Source organism: Microcoleus sp. B3-D2, assembly GCF_036705345.1.
In the GTDB taxonomy this organism is placed as follows: Bacteria; Cyanobacteriota; Cyanobacteriia; order Cyanobacteriales; family Microcoleaceae; genus Microcoleus.
Map to the genome: position 1 here is coordinate 1 of NZ_JAUBUG010000099.1, position 20797 is coordinate 20797.

General features: G+C 48.4%; 13 protein-coding genes. 8 read left to right on the plus strand and 5 right to left on the minus strand.

The annotated features are described in order from the left end of the window. Positions 1-141: 141 nt before the first annotated feature. From QUB14_RS25930 to psaA, 3 genes are all read right to left on the minus strand, one after another. On the minus strand, positions 142-2283 hold the full coding sequence (locus QUB14_RS25930; protein ID WP_333220611.1) for an NACHT domain-containing protein: 2142 nt from the start codon (positions 2281-2283) through the stop codon (positions 142-144). A gap of 401 nt (positions 2284-2684) precedes the next feature. Further along, positions 2685-4913 carry a photosystem I core protein PsaB gene (psaB, locus tag QUB14_RS25935; RefSeq protein WP_190659912.1) on the minus strand — a complete coding sequence of 743 codons (2229 nt, stop codon included), beginning with the start codon at positions 4911-4913 and terminating at the stop codon, positions 2685-2687. Positions 4914-5023: 110 nt separating this feature from the next. Further along, positions 5024-7318: a photosystem I core protein PsaA gene (psaA, locus tag QUB14_RS25940; RefSeq protein WP_333220614.1), complete on the minus strand. Its 2295-nt coding sequence runs from the start codon at positions 7316-7318 to the stop codon at positions 5024-5026. A gap of 643 nt (positions 7319-7961) precedes the next feature. On the opposite strand from psaA, the gene QUB14_RS25945 reads away from it, so the two are divergent. The 6 genes from QUB14_RS25945 (at position 7962) to rppB (ending at position 16960) form a co-directional block, all read left to right on the plus strand. Beyond that, positions 7962-9590, plus strand: coding sequence for a hypothetical protein (locus tag QUB14_RS25945; RefSeq protein ID WP_333297376.1), 1629 nt, complete (start codon positions 7962-7964; stop codon positions 9588-9590). Positions 9591-9671: 81 nt separating this feature from the next. Continuing rightward, on the plus strand, positions 9672-10640 hold the full coding sequence (gene arsM / locus QUB14_RS25950; RefSeq protein WP_333220618.1) for an arsenosugar biosynthesis arsenite methyltransferase ArsM: 969 nt from the start codon (positions 9672-9674) through the stop codon (positions 10638-10640). Between the two features lie 283 nt (positions 10641-10923). After that, complete coding sequence (locus QUB14_RS25955; RefSeq protein WP_333220619.1) at positions 10924-11586, plus strand: hypothetical protein; 663 nt, start codon at positions 10924-10926, stop codon at positions 11584-11586. A 103-nt stretch (positions 11587-11689) separates the two neighbouring features. Beyond that, positions 11690-14839 (plus strand): efflux RND transporter permease subunit, encoded by a 3150-nt coding sequence (locus QUB14_RS25960; protein WP_333220622.1) that lies wholly within the window; start codon positions 11690-11692, stop codon positions 14837-14839. Then, on the plus strand, positions 14836-15549 hold the full coding sequence (gene rppA, locus QUB14_RS25965; RefSeq protein ID WP_333220624.1) for a two-component system response regulator RppA: 714 nt from the start codon (positions 14836-14838) through the stop codon (positions 15547-15549). Before QUB14_RS25960 ends, rppA begins: the two co-directional genes overlap by 4 nt. Before the next feature lie 79 nt (positions 15550-15628). Continuing rightward, positions 15629-16960: a two-component system sensor histidine kinase RppB gene (rppB, locus tag QUB14_RS25970; RefSeq protein ID WP_333220626.1), complete on the plus strand. Its 1332-nt coding sequence runs from the start codon at positions 15629-15631 to the stop codon at positions 16958-16960. 257 nt (positions 16961-17217) lie between these two features. Here the strand turns inward: rppB and QUB14_RS25975 are convergent, their stop codons facing one another. Both QUB14_RS25975 and QUB14_RS25980 read right to left on the minus strand, forming a co-directional pair. Further along, a complete protein-coding gene (locus tag QUB14_RS25975) occupies positions 17218-17652 on the minus strand; it encodes a DUF2726 domain-containing protein (protein WP_333220628.1) in 435 nt (144 codons plus the stop codon). A gap of 44 nt (positions 17653-17696) precedes the next feature. Further along, positions 17697-18398 (minus strand): hypothetical protein, encoded by a 702-nt coding sequence (locus QUB14_RS25980; protein WP_333220630.1) that lies wholly within the window; start codon positions 18396-18398, stop codon positions 17697-17699. A 294-nt stretch (positions 18399-18692) separates the two neighbouring features. On the opposite strand from QUB14_RS25980, the gene QUB14_RS25985 reads away from it, so the two are divergent. Together QUB14_RS25985 and QUB14_RS25990 are read left to right on the plus strand one after the other, a co-directional pair. Further along, positions 18693-20333, plus strand: a complete 1641-nt coding sequence (locus QUB14_RS25985; RefSeq protein WP_333220632.1) for a thioredoxin-like domain-containing protein — start codon at positions 18693-18695, stop codon at positions 20331-20333. 348 nt (positions 20334-20681) lie between these two features. Next, positions 20682-20797: helix-turn-helix domain-containing protein (locus tag QUB14_RS25990; RefSeq protein WP_333220634.1), on the plus strand; the 116-nt coding region annotated here is incomplete at its 3' end.

Here is a 20797-nt window from a genome sequence, read left to right on the forward strand (position 1 = left end):
TGTTGGCTTAGATGGAGAAAAGTGGGTTAATTATCTCGAACAATATTCTGATGTGGTGGAACAGTTAATAAAGTTAACTCCAAATAAACGTCGCTTTTATCAACAAGGTATGCGGGCTGCAACGCTGATGCGGTCTATCTCCTAGGCCTCTTTGTCACCCCCCCAGTGGTCGGCCTCTGCTTCTTCCTCAGATAATTTGATTATTTCTGGATTGAGATGGAGTGCATGACACCAGGTATCTACAAGGCGATCGGCCAATGCCAAGTGTATTTGTTTAGGCTGGTCACGATCGGGCAATTGCTTCTGAAGTTCTATCAGTTGAGCAATTAGTTCAGTCCAGTTCACCTCCTTGAAGATTTTAATTTTTTTAAGTTCTTCGGCCAACGCAATGGCCAACGCGTAGGCGTAGGCGTAGGGGTAGGCGTGGTCGTAGGCCCGGGTCTTGGCGCTGGCGTTAGCGTAGCCGCTGTCGTAGGCGTTGGCCATCGCGTTAGCCTGGGCGTTGGCCATCGCGTTAGCCTTGGCGTTGGCGTTGGCGTAGGCGTAGGCGTAGGCGTTGACGTAGGCGTAGGCGATGGAGTTGGCGTAGGCCTTGGCCTTGGCGTAGGCGTAGACTTTGGCGTAGGTGGAGGTGGCGTAGGCGTAGGCGTAGGCGTAGGCGTTGACGTAGGCGTAGGCGATCACCGCAGCACGTTTACCCACAGGCTTAAAATCACCTTCCGACCCATTAGTCGCTGCATCTGCCCATTGCAATAGCCCTTGCAACTTCGGCGTGTTAATGTACTTTTGAGCCTCTTTTTCCATTAACAGCAGCAAGTCATCAGCCCCATTTTTTGCACGCACCAACCCCGCTACCAACAAAAACACCTCTTGCCAGCGTGCATCGGAAAGATGGCCGGTAACTAACTGCTCAATTAAATTATTATCCGCAATATATTGCGCCGTGAGATATTCCTGAAGCGTTAAATGCGAAAACGAGAACACATCCTCAGCTCGTTCTACCAAAATCCCCTGTTGAACGGCAATTGCATTCAGAACCGCCTCACCGTCTAAATGCTTCGGTACATTCAAATTAGTTGCTAAAAAAGTTTTGATTTGTTCAACCACTTCGCGCTGCGAAAAAAACAGCTTATCAGTCTCAAAACCACTATAAGCAATCTCCGATAACAAACTCTCCTCTAACTCCGTGCTGAGTCCTTGATAAATTTCCTCTTTCTGAATCCGCTTTTCCGCCGCCCATTCTTCCAACAATATCCGCAAAGCCTTTTTGTAAAGAACGCTGCGATTATTCGGAAAATTTTGCGAACGATCGTAGTTGAGGCATAGGAAAGTTAGCAATAATGGCGTGTGGGCTAACTCTTTAGCTGCTGCATATTCTGGCTTTTGCAATAACTCCCAACATTTTTGAGCCGTTCCTGCTTGTTGATCGACCTCAGACTGAAACCAGTTACCAATAAATTGCTCAATTTGAGTATCGTCAAAGTCTGCTAGTTTGACATCGGTAAAGCGTTGAAAGTTGTTTCTATAAGCGGCTGTGCGACAAGAGACAATGAAGCTATTTTTATCATAGCTATCGACAAAATTTTGAATTTTACTAATGACCTCATTTGTGTTGACTGTCGGCACTTCATCCAATCCATCCAGCAAGATTAACAGCTTTCCCTGCTCTAATGCCTTAGCAATAAATTGCTCGGAAGAGGGAAAGCCACAAATGCTAAACTCTTCAATAATTAATTTTTCTATGTCTATCGGGCTAGATGTAAAGCTTTTAAGTTCGATAAAAACGGGAATGCGATCGTGCTTAAATCCACCTTTTTTGCCCTTCAGTGCTTCGAGTCCTATTTTCCGCAAAAATGTAGATTTTCCGGCTCCTGGCTGCCCTAACACCATCAAATATTGCTTCTGATTAGCAATTTTTAGCCCTTCTTGCTTCTTGCAGTCTTGCTGCTGAAAATTTCGCTCTTTTGCTTGGCGGTAAGCTTCTTCTAAATTTTGGATTGATTCAAAACTGCGCTTTTCTTGCTCATCCAAAAACTGCACAGCAGTATAAACCGATTCTAATGGCACAGCCTCCCGCATTCCCAATGCTTTCAGAATGCCGTGACGCTTGAAGTAGCGTTTGCCGTATTCCCCCGATGCCGTGTAAATTAGCTGTTTAGTTTTCTCATCTAGCTTTTTCCCCATCCAGCCGAGAAACTTGCCACCGCTTCCATAGACTGACTGGAAAATGGGGAGGGCGATACCGCTAACACAACTTATAGCAAAGGGTTCCATTCCTGTCATGGCAGTATTAATGAGGTTTTTATGATGGGACTTACGCACGTCGAGGTCACAAACCCCGTTTCTTCTATATATCTCTAGTTTGACGCATCAAGCGCAGCTTGTCCTCGATCAATGCTCCGATAAACTAAATCCAGCACAGCAGAGGAGACTGGCTGAGTCTCAGCAATCCGCCGCAACATAGTGTATTAGGACTTAAGCATGGGACCCAGAAACCGGGTTTTTTACGAAAAGACGGGTTGCAGCCCGCACACTCGGTAAAAAACCCGGTTTCTTTAGTCGGAGTGAATAAGTCCTGCCAGACAAACTTGCTCCTGTCCTTTCCATCAACCAAAATACCTAAAAAAATCCCCCGCTAGAAGGCGGGGGATTTTAGTTAATTACCTAGAAACCAGAGTTCAGAGTTACCCGAATTTCCCGGCCGTCGAGGCAATTACAAAGGCGGCGTAAGTGAGGATGTATCCCACAGTAAAGTGAGCCAAACCAACAACGCGACCTTGGATGATCGACAAAGCAACAGGCTTGTCTTTCCAGCGAACCAAGTTAGCCAAAGGAGTGCGCTCGTGAGCCCAAACCAAAGTCTCGATCAACTCTTGCCAGTAACCTCTCCAAGAGATCAGGAACATGAAACCAGTTGCCCAAACAAGGTGTCCGAATAAGAACATCCAAGACCAGACAGACAAGTTGTTAGTACCATACGGGTTGTAACCGTTGATCAACTGAGCGGAATACAGCCAGAGGTAATCGCGGAACCAGCCCATCAGGTAGGTAGAAGACTCATTGAACTGAGCCACGTTACCTTGCCAGATGCCCAGGTGCTTCCAGTGCCAGTAGAACGTTACCCAACCCAGGGTGTTCAGCATCCAGAACATCGCCAGGAAGAAAGAGTCCCAAGCAGAGATGTCGCAAGTACCGCCGCGGCCGGGGCCGTCGCAAGGGAAAGCATAACCGAAGTCTTTCTTGTCCGGCATCAGCTTAGTACCGCGAGCGTCGAGAGCTCCCTTGACCAAGATCAAGGTGGTGGTGTGCAAGCCTAGTGCGATCGCGTGGTGAACCAAGAAATCGCCAGGTCCGATCGCCAAGAACAGAGAATTAGTACCGTTGTTAATCCCGTCTAACCAGCCTGGGAGCCACACGTTAGCATAGTTCGGCCAAGCGGTAGAAGCAAGGCTGTCAGGGTTAGACAACAGCACGTCCATGCCGTAGAGAGCTTTTCCGTGAGCAGCTTGGATGAACTGTGCGAACACTGGTTCAATCAAGATTTGCTTTTCTGGAGTTCCGAAAGCAACTACCACGTCATTGTGAACGTACAGACCGAGAGTGTGGAAGCCCAAGAACAGCGACACCCAGCTCAAGTGAGAGATAATCGCTTCTTTGTGCTGCAACACGCGATCGAGCACGTTGCCTTTGTTTGCTTCAGGATCGTAGTCCCGCACCAAGAAGATAGCTCCGTGGGCGAAAGCGCCGACCATGATGAATCCAGCAATGTACTGGTGGTGGGTATACAGCGCAGCCTGAGTCGTGAAGTCCTTCGCCATGAAAGCGTAGGGAGGCATCGCGTACATATGCTGTGCTACCAGGGAGGTGATCACGCCCAAAGCAGCGAGGTGAATTCCCAGTTGGAAGTGCAGCGAGTTGTTGTAGGTTTCGTACAAGCCTTGGTGAGGCAAGTTGAACTGCCCTTCACTCTTGCCGCCGACCAAACCAGCCTTAGAATCCAACATCTCTTTGATGCTGTGACCGATACCGAAGTTAGTCCGGTACATATGACCGGCAACGATAAACAGAACTGCGATCGCCAAGTGGTGGTGAGCGATGTCTGTCAGCCACAGGGATTCTGTTTGAGGGTGGAAGCCACCCAAGAAAGTCAGAATTGCGGTTCCAGCGCCTTCGGAAGTACCGAAGACATGGTTCGGTGCATCTGGGTTCTCGGCGTATACGCTCCAGTTACCAGTGAAGAACGGAGCCAAACCTGCCGGGTGAGGCGGGGTAGACAAGAAGTTTTCCCAACCTACGTGCTGTCCGCGAGATTCGGGGATAGCAACGTGAACCATGTGACCAGTCCAAGCCAAAGAGCTGACACCGAACAAACCAGCCAAGTGGTGGTTGAGGCGAGATTCAGCATTTTTGAACCAAGACAAGCTGGGGCGGTACTTGGGCTGGAGGTGCAACCAACCTGCGAACAGGAAGACAGCCGCCAGTAGTAGCAAGAAGATAGCTCCTTGATACAGGTCAGCGTTTGTCCGAATCCCTTGAGTGAACCACCAATGGTAGACACCGGAGTAAGAGATGTCTACTGGGTTAGAAGCGCCCCCTTGAGTGAAAGCTTCTACTGCAGGAGCGCCGAATTGGGGGTCCCAAATCGCGTGAGCGATCGGGCGGACGTTTAGGGGGTCTTTAATCCACTGTTCAAAGTTACCTTGCCATGCTACGTGGAACAGGCTGCCCGAAGTCCACAAGAAAATGATTGCTATGTGGCCGAAGTGAGAAGCAAAAATCTTTTGGTAAAGATTTTCTTCCGTCATGCCATCGTGGCTTTCAAAGTCGTGTGCTGTGGCAATCCCGTACCAGATCCGCCGTGTGGTCGGGTCTTGGGCAAGGTCTTGGCTAAATTTTGGAAATTTCGTTGCCATAAGCCTTGATTAATCCTGAATCCTGAACAAAATTGAAGGGATTCGGTTCTGAGTTTGGATTCTCGATTTGAGATTCCTCCCAAATCGAGAATCCAAAACCTAGGGGTAGTTTACCCTACCGAAATGATTCGCGCTAGGAAAAATGCCCACGTAGTGACAATTCCTCCTAGGAGGTAGTGAGCTACACCCACAGCCCGACCCTGAATAATGCTCAGAGCGCGAGGCTGAATGGAGGGACCTACCTTGAGCTTGTTGTGAGCCCAAACAATGGACTCAATCAGTTCTTGCCAGTAGCCGCGGCCGCTGAACAGGAACATCAAGCTGAAGGCGAAGACGAAGTGTCCAGCTAGGAACATCAGACCGTAGGCCGACAGTGCCGAACCGTAGGACTGAATCACCTGAGAAGCTTGCGCCCAGAGGAAGTCCCGCAGCCAGCCGTTAATCGTGATCGAACTTTGTGCGAAGTTGCCGCCGGTAATGTGAGAAATTGTGCCGTCTGGCGCTACTGTTCCCCACACGTCCGACTGCATTTTCCAGCTAAAGTGGAAAATCACGATCGAGATGCTGTTGTACATCCAGAACAAGCCTAGGAACACGTGATCCCAACCCGAAACTTGGCAGGTGCCGCCACGGCCTGGGCCGTCGCAAGGGAACCGGAAACCCAAGTTGCCTTTGTCAGGAATCAAGCGAGAACTGCGTGCAAACAACACGCCCTTCAAGAGAATCAGGACTGTAACGTGAATTGTGAAAGCGTGGATGTGGTGGATCATGAAATCCGCCGTACCCAACTCGATCGGCATCATCGCTACTTTGCCGGCGACTACTACTGCACCGCCGCCAAAAGCGTGGCTGACGATTTCCGTAGCATTAGGCGCTGTTGTGCCCGGAGCCAACGCGTGGATGTTTTGCACCCACTGGGCAAATATCGGACGCAACTGAATCCCGGTATCCGAGAACAAATCTTGAGGACGACCGAAAGCCCGCATCGTGTCGTTGTGGACGTACAGACCGAAGCTGTGGAAGCCCAAGAATATACAAACCCAGTTCAGGTGGGAAATGATCGCATCTCTATGACGGATCACGCGATCGAGCAGGTTGTTGACGTTGCCGCTCGGTTCGTAGTCCCGCACCATGAAGATTGCTCCGTGAGCGGCTCCTCCAACGATCAGGAATCCGCCGATCCACATGTGGTGGGTGAAGATGGACAACTGAGTCGGGTAGTCGGTCGCGATGTACGGATACGGAGGCATCGCGTACATGTGGTGAGCCACGATGATGCTCAGAGAGCCCATCAGTGCCAAGTTAATCGCCAGTTGCGCGTGCCAAGAATTTGTCAGGATTTCGTAGAGACCTTTGTGACCTTCACCAGTGAAGGGGCCTTTGTGGTTCTCTAGGATTTCTTTCATGCTGTGGCCGATGCCCCAGTTCGTCCGGTACATATGACCAGCGACGATGAACAGCACTGCCAAAGCTAAGTGGTGGTGTGTTGTATCAGTCAGCCACAAACCGCCTGTGGTGGGGTTCAGACCGCCTTTGAAGGTCAGGAAGTCTGTGTATGCGCCCCAGTTGAGGGTGAAGAAGGGGGTTAAACCTTTAGCGAAACTCGGGTAGATGTCAGCCATCAAGCCCGGTGTCAAAATCCACTCGTGCGGCAGGGGGATGTCGGCAACTGTTTTGATCAGCTTGCCGCCGACTGTCAGCGGTGAACCTGCATCGATCGCGTCCATGCAAGCGTTGATTGGCAGCGACACGTGAATTTGCTGTCCCGCGTAGCCCAAGCAGCCGCAGCCCAACAACACAGCCAAGTGGTGGTTCATCATCGATTCCACGTTCTGGAACCATTCCAGTTTCGGAGCGCGGACGTGATAGTGGAACCAACCGGCAAATAGCATCAGAGCTGCCATTACCAGGGCGCCGATCGCAGTGCAATATAGCTGGTATGAGTTAGTGATGCCGTTGGCGCGCCACCACTGGAATAGACCAGAGGTGATCTGAATTCCGTGAAAGCCGCCGCCTACATCTGCATTTAAAATTTCTTGACCAAAAATCGGCCAGACCACTTGAGCGCTGGGCTTGATGGCTGTAGGATTTGTCAGCCAAGCTTCGTAATTGGAAAATTTAGCGCCGTGGAAATATGCGCCACTGATCCACACGAAGATTACTGCCAAGTGGCCGAAGTGAGCGCTAAAGATTTTGCGCGAAACGTCTTCTAAGTCACTTGTATGACTGTCAAAGTCGTGAGCGTTAGCGTGGAGGTTCCAAATCCAAGTGGTGGTTTTTGGCCCCTTAGCTAGAGTGCGATCGAAATGACCGGGTTTTGACCACTTCTCGAAAGAAGTTGGAACCGGATTCTTATCGACTACTACCCTAGCTTTTACCTCTCGCTCTGGAGGACTAATGGTCATGAAGACTCTCCTCTCGGTAAGACAAGGAACGAGAACTGAATAATGTACCGGACACTCCCCGCGCTTGATTGGGCGGGGGATTCTCGAAAAAGCCGACACTGCACTACACTTTACTCTTTGCAGAGCTAGACGCAGGTGCATCGTCTCCCCAAGCATTTTGCTTCTTTGAAGAAGCCAGTTTCCCAGTGTCGCTAACAATGTGACTGGGTACTGCCAACTCTTCTCTCCAGATGAGCCACCGATCGCGTCCTTGATTCAGACTTGATGCGACTGCTCCTTTTGAGGGAGTTTTATGAATTATAAGCTTGCTAGAGGAGTATTAATCGCTTGTTAACAATACTTAAAAAAGCCTCAATTCTTGATGTAATAACGCCTGTAAATCCCACAGTCCCTCGAAAAAGTCAAGGGGTACTGCCATTAACTTTACAAAACTCAAAGATAAAGTAATTTAGCAATACTCATTTGTAGATATATGTTTTGGAAAACGGCTGCGGGAATTAAGAGTGCCAGAGGATGGGTTTGCCGCTGCTGGCTCAATCCGGGTTCCTACGCGGCTTTGGAATTCCTGAGCGGCAATTTCCCAATACTAAATTCATTTTTGGGCTATAGTTCCCTATGAGAAGGCTTCTAGGAGTATGGTTGCGTGATTGGGATCAATTGGCACAGAACGGTTGCGGGCAGGCTGCTGGCATTGTTCGCAGCAGCAATATTAATTTTGGGTTTAGCAAGTTGTGGCGCGGGCCATCCCGAATTGCCCAAATCAGGGAACAAGAGCGACTCAGCTACCGCCCCAGTAAACAGAATCTCAGAGGTTTCTCCCCCAGAAGCCATTCAACAACTGCGTCAGGCTCTAGAAATCTACCAGCCTCAAATTAGTATTTTGAATCCAAAACCTGACGAAGTGCTTCAGGATATAAATGTGTCTGTTCAGTTCCAAGTGAAGGACTTGCCCATTTTCAAAGATGCAAACTTGGGTTTGGGCCCCCATCTGCAAGTTTTATTAGACAACCAACCTTATGCAGCAGTTTACGACATCAACCAACCTTTAACGCTCTCCGACTTAGAACCGGGAACCCATACCCTGCAGGTGTTCGCCGCTCGCCCTTGGGAAGAAAGCTTTAAAAACGAAGGTGCCGCAGCTCAAACCACCTTTCACGTTTTTACCAAAACAGACGACAATAATCCCGATCGAACATTGCCCCTATTAACGTACAACAGCCCCCAAGGCAGCTACGGGGCAGAACCCATCCTGCTCGACTTTTACTTGACAAATGCCCCCCCGCACGAAGTGGCGCAAGAAAATTCCCAAGATGAAATACTCGATTGGAAAATTCGAGCCACAGTGAACGGCGAAAGCTTTGCGATCGACCAGTGGCAACCTATATATCTTAAAGGATTCACACCAGGGAAAAACTGGGTACAGCTAGAATTAATTGACGAACGAGGAAAAATTGTCAAAAACGCCTTTAATAATACAGCCAGACTGATAAATTACCAACCCCTCGGTCAAGATACTCTTTCAAAATTAGTGCGGCGCGAACTAACAGCAGCACAAGCTCGCGGTATAGTCGATCGCACCTACCAAGCTCCCGAACCCAAACCAACCCCAACCCCCGAACCGACACCGACACCTGCATTAGAAAAAACACCAGTTGTCCAACCCTCACCAGCGGTTCCAGAAACCCCTGTTACCCAACCGAGCTTAGAGCCAACAGTCGCTCCCGAAGTTGCACCAGTTAAAATAACAGAACCGAGCCCGACAGCAACTCCCCAGTTAGAAACCCCGAAAGTTGTTGCACCAGTTCAAGTAATAGAACCGACACCGACAGCAACTCCCCAGTTAGAAACCCCGAAAGTTGTTGCACCAGTTCAAGTAATAGAACCGACACCGACAGCAACTCCTCAGTTAGAAACCCCGAAAGTTGTTGCACCAGTTAAAATAATAGAACCGACCCCAACAGCATCTCTCCAAACAAAAAAACAGGAATATAAAGGATACTACAATCGGTTCCGCAACTTCTTGCGTGAAGAACCCCAACCTGCTAATCCTTCAGAGGCACCAACCCTGCCAGAAATAACAGGAAAAGCTCCAGTACCAAAAGTAGTGGCTCCCGCGATACCAGAAGAGTCTCCCAATCTTGTACCGCCAACGCCACCAGTTGCCGCTGAAACTCCTAGCCAGCCAACCACCGAATTAGCAGATCCCAAAACAACTGTTTCCGAACCCGAAAATCCGCCCAAATCCGAACAAAAAGTCGAATTTGCCACCTAACAAAATCTTTCGGAACGTCTTCGCGGCATGGGCGTCCCGCCCGTGTTCCATCTGCGGTTAAAAATTAAAGGACACTAAAAAATGACCTACCTCGAAACAGCAGCCAAATTCTACAGTGATGTTGCCGAAACACCCCAAATCGGACTTTGCTGCGTCCAAAGCAGTCCCTTGCAATTGCCAGGATTAAAAATTCCCGAACAAATGCAAGAAATGAATTACGGCTGCGGCACAACCGTTCACGCCGCCGAACTTGTGGGCAATCCATTCGTGCTTTATGTAGGCGTCGGCGGCGGCCTAGAAGCACTACAATTTGCATATTTTTCTAGACACAAAGGAGCGGTTATTGCCGTCGAGCCGGTTCCAGCAATGCGAGATGCCGCTGCACGAAACTTGCAAATTGCGGCCCAAGAAAATGATTGGTTTGATCCGAGTTTTGTAGAAATTCGTGAAGGCGATGCTTTTGCGTTGCCAGTGCCGGATGCTTCTGTAGATGTTGTCGCCCAAAACTGCTTGTTTAATATCTTTGAACCAGCGGATTTAGCTAAAGCATTAAAAGAGACTTATCGGGTGTTAAAACCGGGTGGCAGATTGTTGATGAGCGATCCGATCGCAACTCGCCCCATTCCGCAGCATTTGAAGCAAGACGATCGCTTGCGGGCGCTGTGTTTGTCGGGTGCTCTGACATACGAAGAATACGTTCAACACCTTGTAGACGTTGGTTTTGGGCAAGTGGAAGTGCGGGCGAGAAGGCCTTACCGACTGCTGGACAAACACAATTATCAATTGGATGCGGATTTGCTGTTAGAAAGCCTGGATTCGGTGTCTTTCAAAGTGCCTGTACCGGATGATGGAGCTTGCATTTTTACTGGCAAGACGGCGATTTATGCGGGGTCTGAGGAGCTGTTTGATGACGGGGCGGGTCACGTTTTGCAGCGGGGCGTGCCGGCGGCTGTGTGCGATAAAACTGCTGGGAAGTTGGGGGGATTAATGCCGGATAAGGTGTTGATTACTGATTCGACTTGGCATTATAACGGCGGCGGTTGTTGTTAGATTTATTTCGGAATAATGTGGCTGTAATCTTTTGGGAATAGAGCGTTTCTCAAAGAAGTGAGGTGTGTGGGGGCTTCCTATGCCCTCTTTGCACCTCATGTTAGTGAGCAAAGGTATAGATGTGTCTAATTTTAGACTTCGCCTCAAATTTTCATCAAATTTTTATTTCCGCCTGACATTCTAGCTGGAGAAGGTTCACAACTCTGGGGTGAGGAAGGATTGCCCTTCAGAGGAGTGGCTGTTTTCATCACACCCGTTTGCTAAATGTGAGGAGGAAATTTCCATGCTATCGAAATCTTTAACTTCAAATTCATTATTGATCGTCCGTTACGGATCTAGTTTTGTTTTGGGATTAGTGTTGTGCACGGCTTCGGCTCCGGTGCTAGGGCACGTTGGGCATGACAACGAGTTTGCAGGTGGCGATGCGGCGAAGATTATGCAACCCATTGAGGTTGATGCCAGTAAAGCAACCGCATTGGGAATTAAGACACAGGCGATCGCCCCCACGACCGATGGAGGTATTCTAAAAATTCCCAGCACCAGTTTGATTGATGCCAATGGGCAAAAGCTCGTCTACATCCAAGAGGGAACGACATACAAACCCATCTCGGTTCAGGCTGGTAGCGACTCTGGAGATGTGGTGGAAATTAAAGAAGGCAATTTAGTTCCGGGAAATCAGATTGTGATGCAGGGGGCAACGCTTTTGTACTCGGAGGCATTGCGAGGTAAACCTCCGGCCCAAACGCAGGCATCACCCGCTACATCGCAAGTAGAAACGCAGGCATCACCCGCTACATCGCCCGCTACATCGCAAGCATCGGCCGCTACATCGCCAGCAGAAACGCAGCCTGCTCAAGGATCGTCACCTTTGATGTGGGTAGCAGGCGCAGGAGTTTTACTGGTGGGTGGATTCGCCCTCTTTGGGTTAAAAGGCAAGGATCGGTAGACATTCAAAAACCAAGATTTTTGGTAACAGTCGATCGCGACTGAGTAAATCTCTTTACTCCGTCTCCTAAAAGCTTGCCTCATGCTATCCAAATTTCATCCTTATGTTAAACGTCATCCCCAAATGGTCTATTGCTCAACGATGGTTAGTGGTGTTCGGGGCGATCGCTCTAACCATCTGGAGTCTGCATACTGTAAGTCGAATGCCCCTCGACGTGTTGCCCAACTTTGCGCCCCCTCAAGTAGAAGTACAGACAGAAGCCCCCGGCCTAGCCCCGGAAGCGGTGGAATCCTTGGTGACGTTACCGCTAGAAAGTGCGGTCAACGGAACACCAGGAGTTGAAGTCGTCCGTACCTCCTCAGCCGTAGGAATTTCGGTATTGCGGGTAGTGTTTAAATGGGGTACTGACCCCTATCAAGCTCGTCAACTCGTGGCAGAGCGCTTGCAGGACGCGCAAGACCGACTTCCAGAAGGCATAGGTACACCGCAGATATCGCCCCTAGCTCCCCCCATCGGGACGGTGATTCAATATGCCTTCACGTCAGACACTACATCGATCATGGAAGTGCGGCGTTTGGTGGATGGCAAAATCAACAATCGCTTGCTGGCAGTTCCCGGCGTATCGCAAGTGCTGGTTTACGGCGGAGAAATTCAGCAGTTTCAGGTGATTGCGAATCCTGAAAAACTCCAAGCGTTGAAGGTTTCCCTTCAGGAAGTCGTCAAGGCGGCAAACGAGGCAAATGCCAAAACCGCCGGTGGATTGTTAATTGACCCCGATCGCGAATTGGTAATTCGGGGAGAGGGACAAATCCAGACGATCGCAGATTTGCAGAAAGCAGTGGTTAAGGTGCAGGAGGGAAAAACCATTCTACTGCGGGACGTGGCAGAGGTGAAGATTGGGGCTGCACTCCAGCGAGGCGATGCCAGTTGGAATACAAAACGGGCTGTAGTGCTGATGGTCAACAAACAACCTTTGGTAGATAGTCCCACCGTCACGCAAGCCATCATCGAGGCGATGGAGGAAATTAAACCGGGCTTACCCAAAGATGTGAAGGCGAATGTCACTTTCCGGCAAGATGCCTACATTGATGCCTCAGTTGGTAATGTGCGATCGGCGTTGATCGAAGGCAGTTTGATTGTCGCAGCCATTCTGATTCCCTTTCTGATGAACTGGCGCACCCTCACCATCTGTTTGCTGGATTTCTTTCTCTCGCTACTGTTCTCGCTGTTAGTGTGTTCCTGGATCGGGCTGGAACTCAACACTATGACCCTCGGCGGATTGGTAGTGGCGATCGGGACAGCAGTTGATGATGCGATCGTCTACTGCGAAAATACCTACCGCCGCTTACGGGAAAATCGCCTCTCGCCCAATCCCCAGCCAGCAATGGAAATTATTTTTGAGGGTTCTCAGGAAGTGCGCGAGTCACTGATTGGAGCCACGTTAATTGGGATTATTGTTTTTTCACCAATCTTCACCCTTTCTGGTGTGGAAGGGCGCATCTTCACCCCAATGGGCATTGCCTATCTGGTGGTGGTAATCATCTCCAGCCTGGAATCCCTAGTAATCTCCCCTGCATTGTGTGCCATTCTGCTGCCCCACAGCCGGATGCAGACGACAGAACCCTTCCTAGCCCGGTGGTCTAAACAACTTTACGATCCGTTGCTGCGAATGGCGATGCGTCGCTCTAGCTTAATTTTAGGATTGGCCACAGCCTCAATGGTAGCGGCAATGTTGATTGTGCCGACGTTAGGACGGGATTTTCTGCCAACGTTCCAGGAACGATCGCTGATGAATGCGATCGCCCTTTATCCGGGTTCCTCATTGGAATCAACCAATCGCGTTGGGTTAGCGATTCAAACAGCACTTAAGGATGACCCCAGGTTTGAATCAGTACAACTGCGATCGGGGCGTGCTCCGGGCGACCCGGATGCGGCATCGGTGAACTTGGCACACTTGGACGTGGAACTGAGTGAAGCAGCTATGAAAAACCGTCCTGCTACGATTCAAGCTTTGCGGGACGTGTTGGGTCAGTTTCCGGGAGTTGCCACTAATGTCGGTGGATTTATCAGTCACCGCATGGATGAAGTGTTGTCGGGGGTCAGGAGTGCGATCGCGATCAAAGTATTCGGCAACGATTTACAAGAACTACGCCGCATTGGAGAACAAATCGAAACGACGATGAAAGGCGTGAAGGGATTGGTAGACCTTCAGCTTGAACCCCAAATTCCCATCCGTCAGGTACAAATTCAATTTAATCGGGATGCAGCCGCCCGCTACGGGTTGACGATCGCCCAATTGTCTGATTTCACGGAAACAGCCCTGAATGGTCGCGTGGTTGCTCAAGTACCCGATGGTCAACAGTTGGTCGATGTGTTGGTTTGGGTAAACGAATCAGCCCGTCGCAATCTCAACACGATTCGCAACCTCCAAGTTAATGCGCCAACAGGTCAAATCATCCCGCTTTCGCAAGTGGCAAAGGTTGACTTTGGCAATGGACCAAACACGATTAACCGAGAAAATGTCTCGCGTTTAATTGTGGTGTCAGCCAACGTACAGGGACGCGATGTTGGTTCGGTCGTCGGTGACATTCGCGCCAAGGTTAAGCAATCAGTGCAACTGCCCCAAGGCTACTATATTCAGTACGGCGGACAGTATGAGTCGGAACAACGCGCTGCTCAAAACTTCCTAATTTTCGGAATATTAGCGGTGGTGGCGATCGCAGTATTGATGTACTTCACCGTAAAATCCGTTCCTGCGATGCTGATGGTGATGATCAATTTACCATTAGCACTGGTTGGCGGTGTTATCTCCGTGCTGCTAACGGGCGGTGTTCTTTCTGTTCCCTCAATGGTGGGATTTGTGACGCTATTTGGCGTGGCGACGCGCAATGGATTGCTGCTGGTAGACAACTACAACACCAAACTCGCTCAAGGAATGCCACTTTCCAAGGTAATTGTGGAAGGCTCGACGGAACGGTTGCTGGCAATTCTGATGACAGCACTCACTTCGGCATTGGGGATGATTCCCCTGGTCTTAAGCGGTGGGGCTGGTAAGGAATTGTTGCAGCCTTTGGCGATCGTCGTCCTCGGCGGACTCTTTACCTCAACTGCTCTCACTCTACTGGTTCTACCTGCATTGTATGCTCGATTTGGCAAGTTTCTGATGCCGAAACGGATTATGGAAGCAACCGGGTTGAGAAACTATGGCATTGAGCAGACACCAACGAAAGAGGACGAGGTTGCAATAAAATGAGAATTCTGCTGGCGGAAGACGAACCAGATTTGGGTGCGATCGTGCAACGCACCTTGAGCCGAGAAAAGTACCTGGTGGATTGGGTGCAAGATGGCACAACTGCTTGGAACTATCTGGAAGACCAATGGACCGAGTACACGGTGGCGATTTTTGACTGGTTGCTACCAGGAACTTCTGGGCTAGAATTGTGCCAACGTTTGCGCCGGCAGAATAATCCTTTACCCGTTTTGATGTTGACGGCAAAAGATCGCACGGAGGATATGGTGGCTGGGCTGGATGCTGGGGCTGATGACTATCTGATGAAACCGTTCGTTAAAGCGGAGTTGTTAGCCCGGTTGCGAGCTCTCCAGCGACGGGGACGGAGTGTGTCGCCGGAGCAGTTGCCGCATTTTAATTCTGACCAGCTTGAGGTGGGGCGATTGCGGCTTAACTATACTAAATCAACCATCTCCACTACCAATGACGGAGGACAGCTAAGGGTGATTCCTCTGACGGCTAACGAGTTTCGGTTACTGGAATATTTCATGCAGCACCCGAACCAAATCCTCACGCGCGATCGACTTTTGACTCGGCTGTGGGATGTGGATACTGACCCGATGAGCAATGTAGTTGCTGCTAGAATTCGTCTGTTGCGCCGCAAGCTGGCAGATTATGGCTGTGACGGGATGATTGAAACGGTTCATGGATTCGGGTATCGCTTGAACAAGTAACTAAGTAGAAGGAAGAAGGAAGAAGTCAACAGTCAACAGTCAACAGTCAACAGTCAACAGTCAACAGTCAACAGATAATATGCACTCCAACAAGCTATTTAACCGCACGCGCTGGCAACTTGCGGGTTGGTATGCGATCGTCATTGGGTTGTTGTTAGGTATATGCGGTGTTGCAGTCTATCAGGTTGTGTTTCACACGCAGCGATACATCCTCCAGGAAAAACTACAGTCCTTAGCCGGAACGCTGCATGACACTATCGAACCACAATTACAACAACCGGGACAGCTTTCATCCAGCTTGAAAACTATTTTGCCCGGTTTGTGTCTGTGGAATGAAAACTGTTACTCTTCAGGCAATGACGGGGCGCGACATACTGCTAGGGTGTTTCAGCAGGAGGGATATTATCTCCGCTTTTTAGACCAATCTGGGGCAATATTAGGGAAGGTTGGAGAGCAGCCGGATGTATTAGAAAACTTTGCACCAAAAGAGTTTTGGCAAATTCTGCATCTTTCTAATGGCGATCGCTTTTATCAAATTTCTCTATTACTGAGAACAAACAGCGGTTTGCCTTGGGGTTATATGCAAATTGGGCGATCGCTCAAAGAATGGGATGCCTATCTTAACACCTTGCGATTGTTGCTCTTTTTAGGCTTACCCTTGGTCATGCTGCTAGTGGGAGGAGCGAGTTGGTGGTTATCTGGATTAGCGATGCGACCAATTTATCAGTCCTATCTCCAGATGCAGCAATTCACCTCCGATGCCGCTCATGAATTGCGAACGCCTCTGGCTGTCATTCAGACTACTGTTGAGGATACTCGTCAGGCTGAAGATTTACCGGAGGTTAGTCAAAACCTGGATATTATCGAACGACAAAACATCCGCCTTTCTAGGTTAGTGAAAGATTTATTGTTTATTTGTAGAATTGAGCAACAACAGATTCCGACTCAATTGCAGCATTGCTGTTTCCACTATCTGATTGGCGATTTAGTAGAAGAACTTGCAGGTTTAGCAATGGTGTCTGAGGTGGAATTGAAGTTAGAAAATCGTGCTTCGCGAGCCGTTGTAATTCTTGGGGATGAAGCCCAACTTTACCGAATGGTGACGAACTTAATTACCAACGCTATTAACTACACTCCCCCAGGAGGGCTAATCATTGCTATCCTGGACTGCACCGACAAGGAAGCGGTGATTCAAGTTCAGGATACGGGTGTTGGTATCGCCCCAGCCGAACAAACGCGAATTTTTGACCGCTTCTACCGAGTGCAGAGCGATCGTTCTAGAGCCACGGGTGGTGCTGGATTAGGGCTATCGATTGCAAATGCGATCGCAGTGGCTCATCAAGGCAGCATTCAAGTCCAGAGTGAGTTAGGAAAAGGCAGTACATTTACAATCCGTCTACCACTCAGATGAGAACAATATTACTGCGATCGCGTCAAGATTGCCTTTGCAAGGGGAATCGCAGAATATCAATCTGTGGGTTAACTCGATCGCAAGTGCGATCGACCAGAAAAAAATTAACGGTGTATTGGTTATTTTGGAAAATAACAGCAGGGAAAACCAAGGATAAAATTTGAGAGAAGCAAGAAGACTATATTGTTGGTGAACCCGCCCGAGAACCCATGTATTAATTAGCTTTGTATTTTCGGAAATAACCTAACTATTCCGACTTACCAAGCTATAAGCTTAACTTGATGCGCGACTGATTCCCTGCAATACTGCCTGATTAGCGCTTGGGCATTTTCCCTATTTTGTCCTGTGAATAAATTGAAAACTACTTCTTCATCTTGAGAGGAGAGATATAACAAACCACAGTTTTTTACCCGCGAGTAAATTAAGGGAACTTTGGCAAACTCAAGTAAAGTAGCTTTTTTGCGATCGCGATCTTTCGCTTCTGGGCTATCGTGGTAGTCAGACTGAAACTCTACTACTAAGCAAGGATTGTAGTTCGAGTCTGTGATTAGAGCATCCACAGCACTGGGGCTAAATAAAAACTTTTTTAGTTCCCAGTCAAGGTTGCTGACTTGTTCGCAAATTTGGGATAAGCTAACCTGCGTATGAATTTTGTAGTTGTTATCTACACAGGTGTGAAGAAACTCCAGCATTCTTTCTTAGTAAGGGTTGACAAGTCTTTTAGCTTTTACAGACATTATTGTGCCTCCATGAGAATTTGTGCAAAGTAACCAAGAAACTCTTCTAGAACTTCACATGAACTGATAGATACTTGCCGTGCGTAGGGAAATAGTTTATCGGAATTAACTATTAAATAAGATAGGGGGTCATTGCTTAAAGTATCTGCTTGAAACTCATCCAGTAGCTTGCGGGGAAAAACCGTTCCATAACCCCAACCATCTCCTTCGTAGGAATTTAGGTAAAAATCTCCTTTAATTTCGCTATCACTTCCTATTTGAAACTCCTGAAAAATATGCAAATATTCTGGGTTAATGTAATTTAGAAACTTGTCTCTCTTACTAGGTAATATCCAATAACTTCTTGCTAGACAACAACCTATAACCTCTTCTCCTGGGACAGGAGCGTAAAACCCCATATTCAAGAGATATGGTTCTAATCTGTCTTGGGGAATAGAAATACATAAACCCTCTTTCCGCTGAGCTAAAACAAGTTGATAGCGCTTATCTCCTTTCCTCGGGTTTTTAAGTCTGTATCCTATATATTGAGAGGTTCGCTTTTCCTCAAACTTGTCATAGAAACCAAGTTGCTTGAGTTTACTCACAGCTAAAGACATCAAATCTTCGCCGCCTTCAATCACTTGAATATTGGTTGAAATCAGGCGCGGTACGCCGTTTTCTATCTCAAAACGCTGGATGACATCGTAGATAATTTTAGACATAGGCTGATTCCTAAAAACCTTTGCTAAGGTTCATAGACATAGCTTAAACTGGCCATTCAGGGATGTCAAGCATCTTGGCTAAGATTTTTAGATGTTAATTCCAGAGGTTTTTTTTGAGTATTTATACGCAGGAAGGACAGTGAGGCCCGATCGCACCCCTCGCCCCCTCTTGTGGTACAGGCACTCCGACCTGTACCACAAGCCATTGTTTAACCCGCTTTTTCCCCATGCCGCTAAACTTCCCGCTAAATTAAAGAAGTAAAAAAATCATTCACATCCTACCCAGGAGATGCCATGCCTCGCGTCAGAGCACCAGAATTCCCCGGAAACTACCCCTGGTTAAACACCGACAAACCTTTATCCATTGAATCCTTAAAAGGGCGCGTTGTCCTCCTCGACTTCTGGACATACTGCTGCATCAATTGCTTGCACGTCCTGCCCGACTTAAAATACCTCGAACAAAAATATAAAGATTCCCTCACCGTTATCGGCGTTCACTCGGCCAAATTTGAAAACGAAAAAGAAGTAGAAAACATCCGCCAAGCTATCCTCCGCTACGATATCGAACATCCGGTAATTGTAGACAGCGGCATGAAAGTTTGGCAAAGCTACGCGGTTCGCGCTTGGCCGACTTTAATGGTGATCGATCCTGAAAGTTATGTCGTCGGCTTTGTTTCCGGTGAAGGCAATAGAGAAGCACTTGACGAGTTAGTTGGCAAGTTAATTGCTGAATACAAAGATAAAAATGCACTCAAATTTAAACAACTCCGTTTTAGCTTAGAAAAACAGCGCAAACCTGTATCAACACCGCTGGCTTTTCCCGGTAAAGTGCTGGCATTTGCGATCGCTGCAACGGAGGCAAAACATCTTCACCAACAGGTCGCGCTTTTGGGCGAAATGAGCCAGGAAAATGAATCTGTAGATGAAACTGTATTGCCCGGGCCTGCTAATTCAGTCATACAAAACTTAGTCGGTTCTTGCTTATTTATTGCCGATTCAGGACATAATAGGATTGTTGTCAGCACCCTCGAAGGTGAGGTGCTGCACGTCATCGGTAGTGGCAAACCGGGTTTAACTGATGGGGACTTTGAAGAGGCTGAGTTTTTTGCACCTCAAGGTATGGCTTTTGATGCAGAAAGTCAAATTCTATATGTTGCTGATACGGAAAATCATGCTATCAGAAAGATTGATTTTACGACTCAACGGGTAGAAACTGTTGCTGGTACCGGCGAACAAAGTCACGAAATTTCACCCCGCAGCGGCAAGGGTTTAGAAACGCAATTGAATTCGCCTTGGGATTTAGAAAGAGTTGGAAATAGACTTTTTATTGCAATGGCGGGTTCACACCAAATTTGGGAAATGCAGTTAGACACTGGCACGATCGGCACTTATGCGGGTATTGGCCGAGAATCCTGTGTGGACGGGAATCTTGCAGAATCTGCTTTTTCTCAGCCCAGCGGCCTCGCTACGGATCGATCGGAGTTGTTTGTTGCCGACAGCGAAATTAGTTCGATTCGTGCTGTGGGTATAGATGAAGACCCGAAGGTTCGCACTGTTTGCGGTAGCGGTGAATTGTTTGGTTTTGGGGATAAAGATGGTCGCGGTGATGAAGTCAGGTTGCAGCACTGTTTGGGTGTTGAATACGCTCAAAATTACCTCTGGGTGGCTGATACTTACAATCACAAAATTAAGCGGATCGACCACCGGGGCGGTACGTGCAGAACAATGATTGGAGATGGTACAGCAGGTTTGGTTGATGCTAAAGGTCTCAAGGCTCGATTTTTTGAACCTTCAGGGTTGAGTGCGATCGGGCCTCATTTGTTTGTTGCTGATACGAACAATCATGTAATTCGGAGAGTTGAGTTGGATACGCTGGAAGTCACAACTTTGGATTTCCCCAATTTGTGCCCTCCCGATGTTTGTTTGCCTGAGTAAGCCGATCGACCTTTTTGACATCAGGCACGGTTTTCAATCCTCCTGATTGCCAGATTGATTGTGGTAGGGTGCTCTTCGGCGCACCTTACCACAATTTTTACGCCCAGTAAGTTACCCTAATTATTCGCGGTGAGTGCAGTGTCTCACCAGCAATTGAGTGCTGGATGCAGAACCTCTATATTTATGGTGTACGGCCCAAGAACACCTAACCGATATAAGTAGAACGCCAAACCACTTTTTGCGTCCAGGACTGAATTACCGAAAACTTTGAGTTTAAAGCCCCGTCCTTCGTTCGACAGCTTTTTATTCCACTTCATGTGAAGTACAGACAGTAAATATCAAAAATAAATGAAAGCTAGATATCGCTACCGATGCTATCCGACACCCTCTCAGAAATTGGCGTTAGCCAAATTATTTGGGTGTGTCAGAGTAGTATGGAACGATAGCCTAGCTTTTTGCATTTC